Source organism: Microbulbifer sp. JSM ZJ756 (assembly GCF_044383805.1).
Taxonomy (GTDB): domain Bacteria; phylum Pseudomonadota; class Gammaproteobacteria; order Pseudomonadales; family Cellvibrionaceae; genus Microbulbifer; species Microbulbifer zhoushanensis.
Window position 1 is genome coordinate 447,896 of the sequence record NZ_JBISER010000002.1, and the last position, 11,953, is coordinate 459,848.

Annotated in this window: 10 protein-coding genes; 2 read left to right on the forward strand and 8 right to left on the reverse strand. The window is 58.9% G+C overall.

Going from position 1 to position 11,953, the window contains the following annotated elements; translation table 11 throughout:
• Window positions 1-29: 29 nt before the first annotated feature.
• From ACH6CX_RS05940 to ACH6CX_RS05970, 7 genes are all read right to left on the reverse strand, one after another.
• The gene (locus tag ACH6CX_RS05940; protein WP_237063659.1) at window positions 30-464 is read right to left on the reverse strand and encodes a RidA family protein; all 435 of its coding nucleotides are present in this window, start codon (window positions 462-464) and stop codon (window positions 30-32) included.
• A 13-nt stretch (window positions 465-477) separates the two neighbouring features.
• Window positions 478-1,920 carry an aldehyde dehydrogenase gene (locus ACH6CX_RS05945; protein ID WP_232941888.1) on the reverse strand — a complete coding sequence of 481 codons (1,443 nt, stop codon included), beginning with the start codon at window positions 1,918-1,920 and terminating at the stop codon, window positions 478-480.
• Complete coding sequence (locus tag ACH6CX_RS05950) at window positions 1,920-2,708, reverse strand: SDR family oxidoreductase (protein WP_232941890.1); 789 nt, start codon at window positions 2,706-2,708, stop codon at window positions 1,920-1,922. Before ACH6CX_RS05950 ends, ACH6CX_RS05945 begins: the two co-directional genes overlap by 1 nt.
• An 18-nt stretch (window positions 2,709-2,726) precedes the next feature.
• Complete coding sequence (locus ACH6CX_RS05955) at window positions 2,727-4,409, reverse strand: thiamine pyrophosphate-binding protein (protein ID WP_237063657.1); 1,683 nt, start codon at window positions 4,407-4,409, stop codon at window positions 2,727-2,729.
• Between the two features lie 445 nt (window positions 4,410-4,854).
• On the reverse strand, window positions 4,855-5,217 hold the full coding sequence (locus ACH6CX_RS05960) for a cyclophilin-like fold protein (protein WP_237063655.1): 363 nt from the start codon (window positions 5,215-5,217) through the stop codon (window positions 4,855-4,857).
• A 182-nt stretch (window positions 5,218-5,399) separates the two neighbouring features.
• Complete coding sequence (locus ACH6CX_RS05965) at window positions 5,400-5,951, reverse strand: cupin domain-containing protein (protein WP_237063653.1); 552 nt, start codon at window positions 5,949-5,951, stop codon at window positions 5,400-5,402.
• A gap of 86 nt (window positions 5,952-6,037) precedes the next feature.
• Window positions 6,038-6,781 (reverse strand): SDR family oxidoreductase, encoded by a 744-nt coding sequence (locus ACH6CX_RS05970; RefSeq protein WP_369413284.1) that lies wholly within the window; start codon window positions 6,779-6,781, stop codon window positions 6,038-6,040.
• Window positions 6,782-7,055: 274 nt separating this feature from the next.
• On the opposite strand from ACH6CX_RS05970, the gene ACH6CX_RS05975 reads away from it, so the two are divergent.
• Window positions 7,056-7,988, forward strand: coding sequence for an AraC family transcriptional regulator (locus tag ACH6CX_RS05975; protein ID WP_237063649.1), 933 nt, complete (start codon window positions 7,056-7,058; stop codon window positions 7,986-7,988).
• A 136-nt stretch (window positions 7,989-8,124) separates the two neighbouring features.
• Here the strand turns inward: ACH6CX_RS05975 and ACH6CX_RS05980 are convergent, their stop codons facing one another.
• Entirely contained in the window at window positions 8,125-9,042 is a 918-nt protein-coding gene (locus ACH6CX_RS05980) for a LysR family transcriptional regulator (RefSeq protein ID WP_232941902.1), read from the reverse strand.
• Between the two features lie 455 nt (window positions 9,043-9,497).
• Between ACH6CX_RS05980 and ACH6CX_RS05985 the strand changes: the two genes are divergently transcribed.
• Entirely contained in the window at window positions 9,498-11,921 is a 2,424-nt protein-coding gene (locus tag ACH6CX_RS05985) for a TonB-dependent receptor (protein WP_232941904.1), read from the forward strand.
• Window positions 11,922-11,953: the final 32 nt, after the last annotated feature.

Genomic DNA, 11,953 nt, shown 5'->3' on the forward strand with positions numbered 1-11,953 from the left:
CAAAGCGGTGTTCACGGGTGGCTGTGGTTTTAGTCGATCTCCATCCCCTGGTCGACTGTAGCGATACACTTCAATTCGATTGCAATCGGGGTTGGCAGAGACAGGACCTCGACCGTGGTCCGACACGGCTGGTTATCCCTGAAGTATTCCGCATAGATTTCATTGTAGGTGTTGAAATCGTCCTTCATGTTGGTAAGGAATACGGTGACGTCGACAAGCCGGTCCCAGCTGGAACCTGCATCCTCCAGGATTGCGCGGACATTGGAAAACACGGAGTGGCACTGCTCGGCAATGTCATAGGCGGCTATGTTGCCCGCCCCGTCGAGTGTCACCCCGGGGATTTCCGGGCTGTCCTTCTTGCGCGGGCCGACGCCGGACAGGAATAACAGGTTGCCCACCTGGCGTGCATGTGGGTAAAGGCCGACGGGTGCCGGGGCCCGGGAGGAGTGTTTCGCTGCGCTCATGGTTATCTCAGCTTCATTCATAATTAATACAGACGTTCTTTGGCTCGGTGAAGAAGCGCAGGGCTTCCAGTCCGCCCTCACGGCCGACGCCGGAATTTTTCATGCCGCCGAACGGTGTGCGCAGATCGCGCTGTAACCAGCAGTTGATCCAGACGATGCCGAACTCCAGTTCCCTGGCAATGCGGTGGCTGCGGCGCAGGTTTTCGGACCAGACCGTTGCGGCGAGGCCATAGTCGGTGCCATTAGCCAGCCGGACGGCATCTTCTTCCGTGTCGAAGGGCTGGAGTGTCGCGACCGGGCCGAATATTTCCTGCTGGTTGGTCTCACAGTCCAGCGGCAAGCCCTCGATAAGCGTGGGTGCCACGAAGTAGCCCTGTGCGCAGCGCCCCTCCGGCATGACGCGTTCACCACCGCACAGGATCCTGCCGCCTTCCGCGCGGGCTTTGTCGATCGCGCCGATAACCTTATTCATGTGTGCCTGGGATACCAGTGCCCCCTGGTCGACATCGCCCCGGGGATCGCCGACGCGCATAGCTGACACCTGCTCGAGCAGGCGCTGGCGGAATTCGCCGTAGATACTGCGTTCCACGTAGATGCGCGAACCACACAGGCAGATCTGGCCCTGGTTGGCAAAGGCCGCGCGGGCAACGCCGGCCACGGTCTTGTCGAGGTCGCAATCTGCAAATACCAGGCTCGGGTTCTTGCCGCCCAGTTCCAGCGACAGTTTCTTGAACTTCGGCGCCGCCTGGGCCGCGATATGCGCGCCGGTCGCGGACCCCCCGGTGAAGGAAATGGCTTTCACCCGGGGGTGTACCACCAGCGCATTGCCGATCTCGTTCCCCAACCCATGTACGATATTCAACACACCGGCTGGCAGGCTCGCCTCGATGCACAATTGCGATAGCAGGAATGCTGTTTTCGGGGTGACCTCCGACGGCTTGGCAATCACACAGTTGCCGGCCGCCAGTGCTGGTGCAATCTTCCAGGTAAAGAGGTATAGCGGCAGGTTCCAGGGTGAGATACAACCGACAATCCCGACCGGGTCGCGCAGGGTGTAATTGATTGCAGTCTCCCCCATGGCGTGGGATTCGGACGCAAACTGGGTAATCGCATGGGCGAAAAAACGGAAGTTACTGGCCGCACGGGGAATATCCACGGAGCGCGCCAGGCTGACTGGTTTGCCGTTGTCCTCCGACTCTGCAGTAGCGAGCAGTTCCAGGTTTTGTTCAATCAGGTCGGCGATGCGCTCCATCAGCGCCGCGCGCTGCTCGGGTGGGGTCGCCTGCCAGCCCGCCTGTGCCTTGTCCGCGGCGGCTACTGCGGCGTCCAGGTCAAGCTCGCCGGAGCGTGGAATCCGGCCAACTACCTGTCCGGTAGCGGGCTCGATATTGTCAAGGTAATCCCCTTCCCGGGGAGGCACCAGCTGGCCATCGATATAGTTTTCGAGGGTTTCCATTACAGGCACCCGGTTCGGCCGCCGTCCACCGGCAGGTTGACGCCATTGATATAACCAGCAGCCGGGGAGGCCAGGAAGGCGACAGCCGCGCCGAACTCGTGCGCTTCCCCGAAGCGGCCCATGGGGATGGTGGTCTTCTCCCGCTCCGCCATTTCCGCTTCGCTGACACCGGCTTTTTTCGCCTTGTTGGTGATAATCGCTTCAAGGCGTACGGTATTGGTTGCGCCCGGCAACACGTTATTGACCGTGATATTGAACTGGCCCAGCTCATTGGCCAGGGTCTTGGCCCAGTTGGCAACCGCGCCGCGCACGGTGTTGGACACACCAAGGCCATTCAGCGGGGCTTTCACCGAAGTGGAAATCACATTGATCACACGACCATAGCCAGCCGCTTTCATGCCGGGCAGGAGTGTCTGTACCAGGTTGTGGTTATTGACCAGGTGGAGGTTGAAGGCATCGATAAATTCCGCTGCATCGGCAGCATTGGCCGGACCGGGTGCCGGGCCACCGGTGTTGTTCACCAGGATTTCAAAATTCCCCGTTTCGGCGATATGTTTCTCGATTGCCGATTTGACCGCCTGCGGGTTGGTAAAGTCGGCCACCAGTACGTGATGCTGCTGGCCCTTCGAGGTATCGAGCTCCTTTATTACCGCCTGCAGCTTCTCTGCATTTCGAGAGAACAGCGTAACCGATGCGCCAAGCTGTGCGAGTTCGATTGCACTGGCCTTTCCCAGCCCCTGGCTGGAACCGCAGACAAGGGCGCGTTTTTCTGAGAGATCGAGATTCATGGCAGTCGACTTCTTTTATCAGGTTTTATTTTGGAACTGGGACAGTGTGACCGTGGGGGACAGCGCTTCCAGGGGTAGGCACAGCTCCAGCAGGGCGGGCTGGTCTGCCGCGCGTGCTGCCTCGAAAGCGGGATAGAATTCCTCTGTGCAGGTGATGGTGGCGCTGTGAAATCCGTAAGCGCTGGCCAGCGCTGTGAAGTCCGGGTTGACCAGGTCTGTCGCCATCACCCGGCCAGGATAGTTCTTTTCCTGGTGTGTGCGGATGGTGCCATAGCTACCGTTGTTGATGACCAGCACGATAATATTGGCGCTGTACTGTCTCGCGGTGGCCAGTTCCTGGATTGTCATTTGCAGGCAACCGTCACCGGCGAAGCAGAGCACATCCCTCTGGGGATGGCGCAGCTTGGCGGCAATGGCTGCGGGCAGCCCGTACCCCATGGAACCACTGATCGGCGCCAGCTGCGTGTGTGCGCGTCGATAACGAAAGTACCGGTGTACCCAGATGGAATAGTTGCCGGCGCCATTACAGATAATGGTATCCGCGGGCAACTGTTCACGCAGGTAGGAGACTATCTCTCCATACTGCAGGTCGCCGGGCAGGGTACCTGGATTCGACCAGGCCTCGTACTCCGCGCGGGCACTTTCCAGCCGCGCACGGCGTCGCTCCAGTCGTTCGGGATCGGTCCGGATCATCGCCAACCCTTCTGCCACCGCTGCTACTGGGCAGGCGAAGGCGATATCCGGTTGTCGTACAGTGACAAGCTCGTCGGGGCAGGGGTGTACATGCACCATTTTCTGGGAGCCGGCCTCGGTGAGGATTTCGTAATTCTGGGTGACAATCTCACTGAGCCGTGCACCCATGACCAGCACCAGGTCCGCGTTTTCGATACGCTGGCGCAAGGCCGGGTTGATGCCCAGGCCGCAATCGCCAATATAAGCGGGATGGCTATTATCGAAGCGGTCCTGGCAGCGAAATGCGGCCACAATGGGCACGGCCTGTCGTTCGCAGAAAGTTTCCAGCAGGGAACGTGCGTCTCCGGACCAGCCGCTTTCGCCGCATAGCAACAGCGGCCGCTCACTCCGGGCAAGCAACTGGTGTAGTTGTACCAGGTCGGCCGGGGCCGGGGCGGCAGAGGGCAACGCAGTAGATATTGGCGGCGCCCAATAAGGGGAGGATTCGCGCAGCATATCTTCGGGCAGTGCGATTACAACCGGGCCGGGTCGTCCGGACATGGCAACCGCGAAGGCGCGATCAATGTATTCAGGCAGGCGCGCCGGCGACTCCACCTGCGCCACCCACTTGGCGACCTGACCGAACATGCGCCGGTAGTCAATTTCCTGGAAAGCCTCCCGGTCCTGCTGGTCGCGCGCCACCTGGCCAATAAACAGAACCATGGGCGTGGAAGCCTGCTGGGCGACATGAACGCCTGCGCTGGCATTGGTCGCGCCAGGGCCCCGGGTGACGAAGCATATGCCCGGCCTGCCGGTCAGGCGGCCATCGGCCTCCGCCATCATTGCGGCACCGCCTTCCTGCCGGCAGGTGATCATCTGGATGTCGGGTGCATCACAGAGGGCGTCTAGCACGGCGAGGTAGCTCTCCCCGGGGACGCCAAAAATGCGATCGACACCCTGCGCCTGCAGGCGCCTGACCAGGATCTGGCCGCCGCTCAGTATTTCTGGCGGCTGGTCGGATTGCGTCATATATGGGCCAACTTCTTATGTTTATTTATGTTGGATATCCCAAATATAACGCATTGGGAAATGGAAAACAGGGGGAGCGCCGGGGATCCGGAGTGCAACATGATTGTCAGGGGAATTCGCTGAGGCGCTTCATTTCAGCGATATTTTGCTTGGTCTGCCGGTGTGGATCCAGGCAATCATATGGTCACCACCTGTGGCCATGATCATGATTGGGAGGAGGCGTCGTAATAGTATTTTGTGTACCAGTGCAATCCGGTACTCAAAGACTGCCGGTATCTATGCTGGAGGCGGGCGTAAGTCGCCGGCGGCCGGTGCTTTGCTCTATCCTGTGGTCGTCCGACTTCAGTGTCTCGAATGCGTTCTTGTACAGAAATCGTGAATGGTACATTAGTTGTGGCTTGGGAATGCCTCCTGCGGTGATGCCCTTAAGCCCTTCAGAGATTACTCAGTCCTGCTGCGAGTCACGTTCGATGGTTGCGGTGACGGAGCCTGGCTTTCTGAACAGTTCGATACCGGCGTCGGCATGCCCCAGCCGAACCAGTCCCTTCGAGTATCCGAAATCGTGATAAAAGATTGCCAGGTTTCCCCAGGGTGCATAGTAGCTGATGTCGCCCGCTGAGGGACTGTAGCCATCGGCGGCTCCGTCCGTAGGCAGGCGGTCGGGAAGGTCGCTTATCTTTTCGGCCTGGTGAAAGTCTTCCAGCTCCAGGGTCAATGGCAGCAATGCGACAAAAGCCCGGGAGGTTGCATTATCCTCGATCGTGGCTGTTACTGTGGTGCCGTCAGCGGTTATCTGGATTTTCGTCAATGTGGTGACCTTGTTTTCGAGGTTGTTATCATTTGCGTAGCCGGGCCGGCCAAGCTGCCCAGGGCAGGGCCGGCAGTTGCCAGCACTGCGATCAATAAAACCAGGGGCGCGAATCTTGTTCCCGATCCCAGTTGGTGATCGGGTGTCTGTTGGCAACTGGGTCGGGAGCCCCGGGCCACGGCTTAATCCAGGTACTGCTCATCGGTAACAGGCTCAAGCCATTCAACATTTTTTCCATCCAGTGCCTCCTGGATGGCAATATGGCTCATGCCCGTGCTGCTGGTCGCTCCATGCCAGTGCTTATGTCCTGGCGGGCACCAGATGCTGTCTCCCGCGTTGATCTCGACACGGGGTTCACCCTCACATTGCGTCCAGCCCTTACCCGAGGTCACGATAAGGAGCTGGCCCAGGGGATGTGTGTGCCAGTTGGTTCGGGCGCCCGGTTCAAAAGTGACGAGCGCCGAAGTGATTCGTGAAGGCTCCTGGGCCTCCAGGTGAATGGGGTCGATGCGCGCTCGGCCAGTAAACCAATCGGCTGGACCTTCAATCGAGTCCTGTGAGCCATTCTTTCTCAGAATCATTCCAACCTCCTTTTTGGTGGCTTGTGTTTCTGCAGCTGCCGGTAAGGCTGCAGTAACCGAACCGGCCAGGAAACAGCTCCCGGCAAAGCCGATCACTGAGGCTTTGAGCCGGTTTGATAAAAAGGCTGGCGCCTTGCGAAATTTACGGATCATACTTCCTTTCCCCTGCTATTGATGGTCAGGTCCCTGCTGCCAGTGGCCCCGGGACAGATCCCCGGGGCCTGGTTGGCCAGCCCGGATCAGATCGGCTGGGCTGTTGGACGGAAGAGAATTTCGTTTACGTCCACGTCCTCCGGCTCATTGATCGCAAATGCAACCATCCGTGCGAAACTGTCTGGGGGGATTGCGATCTGGCTGACAAAATCCTTTGTCTGCGCCTGGATTTCCTTGTCACTGATATGCTCCAGCAGCTCGGTTGCCACCGCCCCGGGGGAAATGATGGTTGTGCGGATATTGTAGGGCTTGACCTCCTGGCGCAGTCCCTCGGAAAGTGTCCGCACTGCGTGCTTGGTGGCGCAGTACACGGTGGCGTCGGGGCCGAGTTTGTGTCCGTAGACCGAAGAAACGTTGATGATGTGTCCCGACTTCTGCTTTGCCATATGCGGAAGCGCGGCGGCAATGCCGTAGAGCGTGCCCTTGAGATTGACATCAATCATCTGGTCCCACTCATCGGTCTTGACCTGCTCGAGCGGGGCCAGGGGCATCAGGCCGGCATTATTGATCAGGACGTCGACCTTACCGAAAGTCTCTACGGTGGTGTCGAGTAGGTTCTGGACCTGCGCTTTATCGACCACATCGGTCACTATCGCCTTCGCCTGGTGTCCAGCGGAGGCCAGCTCTTTCTCCAGTGCTTCAATACGGTCTTTGCGGCGTGCGGCAAGAACAACGGTTGCGCCACGTTCTGCCAGGTGGCGTGCAGCGGCTTCACCATTGCCGCTGCTGGAGCCGGTAATCACGATCACTTTGCCTTTAACGTTATCCATCATGGAAGCCTCCTCATGACTCTGCTGTTCCGTTAACTTGGGTGAAACCATAGCGGTTTTCTCTGGCCGCGACGGATCAGCCGGGAGACCGATTCCGCCGGGGAGGCGTGTGGGCGGTCTCTCGAGCTGTCGGGGTTATTCTGCTGTGCCATCCCCGCGGGTCGTTAGAGTATTACGCTTGCTTTGTTGCCTGATCCTATGAGGCGGTATCGTTTCTGTTGGATGGCGTGGAAACCCTGGGTTATAGTGCATCCGGAGAAAGCGGGAACCTCTTATGGTTGAAGATCACGGCTACAATGCACAGATTCGCCCTTTTCAGCGGGAAATGGCGCAAATAATTGCTGAAAGGGTGAAGGCGACAGGGGACTGGGCGACACCGGTACCGGACCTGCTGTTCTTCCGGCGCGACGAGCCCACCCAGCCGGACTATTGCCTGATTGAACCGAGCATAGTGCTGGTGGTACAGGGCACCAAGCAGATGCTGATCGGTGGCGAAGCCTATCCCTACGATACGAGCAACTTCCTGATCACATCGCTGGACCTGCCGGCAAGTTCCCAGGTGCTGGATGCCAGCGCGGAGCAGCCCTGCCTGGGACTGGTCATGAAGCTCGATATCAGTGTGCTGGCGGAATTGATGGCAGGGGAAGGCCCGCCTGACCCCGGTGAACGGTCGGGCGGGATCAGTGCCGGGCTGGGTAGCATGACCCCGGCGATCATGGAGCCGTTCAGGCGCCTGCTTAATTTGCTCAACGAGCCCGGTGCCATCCATGTACTCGCGCCGCTGATTCAGCGGGAGTTACACTACCGGTTACTGTTGAGTGACCAGTCCGCACTGCTGCGCCAGATCGCATCGGTAGACAGCCAGGGGTACCGAATCGCGAAGGCCATCGATTGGCTGAAAGAAAACTACAGTTCGCCATTGCGCATCGAGAGCCTGGCCGGTCTGGTGCAGATGAGCACGCCCACATTCCATCATCATTTTCGCCAGCTCACTGCCATGAGCCCGTTGCAGTACCAGAAGTGGTTGCGGCTGAGTGAGGCGAAACGCCTGATGCTCAATGAACACCTTGATGCTTCCACAGCATCGTTCAGGGTGGGGTACGAGAGCCCGTCACAATTCAGCCGTGAGTACAGCCGCCTGTTCGGCGCGCCGCCGAGGCGGGATATTGAAAGGCTGCGTGGGGCTACAAGAACAGAGTGCGGTTGATGGGCGACAATAAATCTTTATGTTTCATGAAGTAATACCAGGGAGGCTTGCATGTAAGTAGAGTCCCGGATGGGACTTTGACCGTAAACGCAATCGCCCGCTCGGTGATCGTCGTCTTGCCGGGAAGGCAATCTCCTCACGCCGGCTCTTCCGGTGCCGCTGCCAGCACCCCCGAGATTTCATCCACCAGGCTCTGCCCCGCAGGTCCAAGTGACTTGCGCCGGGACCAGATCAGGTCAGTGCCGTAGGGGTAGGGCGTCAGCTGGAAATCCGTGGTCAGAATACGGATGCTGCCCGCGTCGAGGTGCGGCTTCGCGATATGCAGTGGGACAAAGGCCCATCCCAGGCCGGCGGTCAGCATGGACATGAAAAGCGAGTAGCTCTCCAGGTACCAGATTCGATGGCTCAGGTCGTTTTCCGGCAGTGATCCCTGGTTGCCGGGGGCACTGATGCGCAGGTGCAGGTGATCTTGCAGGTCCTGGCTGGACACAGCGTCCTGCGCGGCCATGGGATGCTGGGCACCTGCCACCAGTACAAAGCTGCAGCTGCCGGCGCCGCGGAAGTCGAAGTCCTCGGGGTAATCCCCCTGGCTCAGGATAATACCGATATCAGCCCTGCCTTCCCGTACCAGCTCTGCCGCACTGTCTCCGGATGCGTGCAGGAGGTTGAGCGACACGGTGGCATATCGCTCGTAGAAAGCATCCAGTCCCTGCACCAGTTGTTGCAGGTCGATGGCGGACTCGTCGATGGCAAGGGTAATCGACTCCTCCACACCTGCGCCCAGGCTACGGCTCTTGGCCTCGAAGCGGGAATAGGAGTTCAGCAGAGCACGCACTTCCTGCAACAGGGCGCGGCCCTGGGCGGTCAGTTTTGGCTCCCGCCCGGCCCGGTCAAACAGTTGCAGGCCTGTGTCGATCTCCAAGTTGCTGATCAGGCCGGAGATGGTGGACTGGGCCTTGCCGAGGGCGCGGGCGGCGGCGGAAAATGAGCCGCTGCGGGCAGCAACTTCGAAGGCCTCCAGCTGCTCAGGGGCGATATAGAAACGGCTTTCCATCCGGGCTTACTTCCTTTTATATATTTTCCTTGCCACTTGCCGGCGTTGTCCGGTCGTGAGCTGGTATCGGTTTTGCCTATGGTAAGGACTCTATCACACCCTTCTTGTGAGTAAACCGGATTGCCCAACCCGGGCCTGGATTGCTCATCTGGGCTGGCGGGGACATGTCGGTAGCGAATGCGGGAGCAGTGAAAACCCTTTCAAATCAGGGCCCTGTTTTGCGGAGGCCTGTAGCTGGTCGCGTTGCCACCAGTCATTTCTGTCATTTATGTCTAAGTTCCGCCGATCTGGCAAAAGCCTGGAAGACACCATAATCGTCGCTGATGCATAGCTTAAACCGATAGGTTGTATTTTGGGCGGCCGGGGTTTTCGGGTGATTCTGTGAGCAAGGGTGAGAGGTGCGCGCCCGGGAGTTTATTCACCGACAGAGACCCGCAAATAATAAGGAACTGGTTATGGTACCTTTCAAGAAGAAGCCGCTCCCTTGTCTTGTTTCCACATTGGCATTTGCCCTGGCACCGGCCGTCTTCGCCCAGGACACCAGCGACGCAGAGGAAGCGAAGGATCAGGAAAAACAGAGTGTACTGGAAACTGTCACGGTAACCGCAACACGCCGGGCCGAGTCAGTCGAGGATATTCCCTACAACATTTCCGCGATCGACCAGGATGCCCTGCGCAACCGAAATATCACCGACGCCAAGAAGCTGATCGAACAGAGTGTCGCCATCAGCGCACCCCTGAACGGCGCCCGCTTTAATGACTCCGTGACAGTGCGGGGCCTGAACGTGTCGCCGGTAAACGCCAACAACCTGGACCAGTTTGTTCGCTCCACCCTGGCGTACTACCTGGACGACACCCCGCTGCCGCATATGCGCTACCGCATCAAGGACATCGCCCGTGTCGAGACCCTCCTCGGACCGCAGGGTACCCTGTACGGGGCCGGTTCCCTGGGCGGTACGGTGCGCTATGTCACCAACCAGCCGCAGCTGGGGGAAACCGAATTTGTCGCCAACACCAGTATCTACCAGACGGATTACAGTGACGGCATCAGCAATGACACGGACTTTGTCGTCAACCTGCCCCTGGGGGACAGCGTAGCGGTTCGTGCATCGGTGGCGAACCTGGACGAGAAGGGTTATACCGATCGCGCCGTCAACCCGGTGTGGCGGACTGGCGACAGTGCCTGGCCCGGGGACCCCAGCCCGGGCAAGACCCTGTATGAGGATGATGACTGGCATGAGGCCACCGGTGGCAAGATCTCATTACTATGGCAGGCCACTGAAGATTTCAAGGTGACATTGAGCCATATCCAGCAGAGTGAGCTGGCCCATGGTATCAATGGTGCCAGCCGCCTGCCGGTCAGTCGTTTCTGTGAAGGCGATATCGACTGTTTTGACACCACTTTCCGCGAGGATACGCCGTACCAGTATGGCGAGCACACTGTGGTGTCCCGTTACGAGGAATTCTCGGACCGGGAATTTGTGCTCGACTCCATTACTGCGGAGCTCGCGCTGGGCTTTGCCGATATCTACTCCACAACCTCGCGCTATGAAGATCAGGCTGCAGGGCAGGGAGATTACGCCGATTACGGCGAGTCTTTCTATGGCTGGATCTCCCCGGAGATTTCGCTCTCAGGCAGTAATAACAGCGCTTACATGACCTTTGACAATGTCTACGAGGGTGTGAGTCACGAAACCCGGCTGGTGTCCAATGGCGGAGGTCCGCTGAGCTGGATTGGTGGCATTTATTATGCAGAGCAGGAGAAGCGCCAGCGTTTCTCGGAGTGGATGCCGGAGCTGGATGAGAATGTTCCCTGGCTGGATCGCGCTGCGGCAGGTGGGCGTGTCAATGAGGGCTACGCCGAGGACCTGGGCGGTACCTATGAAGAGCTGGCTCTGTTCGGCGAGGCTACCTACGCAATGACGGAGCGCTGGGATGTCACTCTCGGTGCGCGGGTGTTCAACTACACGGATGAATCCGATGGCGAAGTGACCGACTACCTGGGCTTTACCAGCGGCGAGCGAGTTGCGGAAATCGAAGGTACGGGCGAGTCTTTCTTCAAGTTCAATACCGCCTACGACCTGACTGATGACGTGATGCTCTATGCCACCGCCTCCCAGGGCTTCCGTCGCGGTGGTGCCAACGCATTCAAGGAGGAGGGCGGCCAGGAGCCCACTGAGGATATCCAGTTCTACGAACCGGATTCGGTAAATAACTATGAGATCGGTGTAAAGGGTTACCTGCTGGACGGCGCGCTGTTTGTACATGCCGACTGGTACCGGATGGACTGGAAAAATACCCAGACCTACTGGAGCCAGACAGTCGGCGGCTACCTGCCGATCAATGGCACCACCAATGGCCCGGATTCGGAATCCACCGGCATCGAGCTGGCGGCAAGCTATCGGCTCGCGGATAACTGGTCCCTGAATTATGAAGCCGCGACGACTGAGGCACAGTGGGCCGAGACAGCCGAAGTCTGCACTTACGGTGGCCCGGATGGCGGTAGCGATTGCTACATTTACGAGAAAGGCGGTGAGCTGGGTGGCTCACCGGAGTGGCGGCATAACCTGGGCCTGAAATTCGATACAGTCCTGGTTAATGGGCTCGGGTTGTCTGCCAGCCTGGCCGGCCGCTATGTCGGTGAGACGGCTTCGGATCGTATCGACAAGGAGGATGGGGAAGCCTATGTGCGCGATGCCTATTCCGTTCTCGATGCCTACGTCGCCGCGGATTATGACCAGTACCGTGCAAGCCTGTGGGTGAACAACCTGTCCAATGAAAACGCGGAGGTATCGGGGCATTTCGGCGGACGCATGGGCTACCGGGCGATCAACCTGCGGCCCCGTACGGTGGGCCTTAACCTGTCCTACCAGTTCTGAGTGATCGCCATTGACCACAGGATGGAAAACCG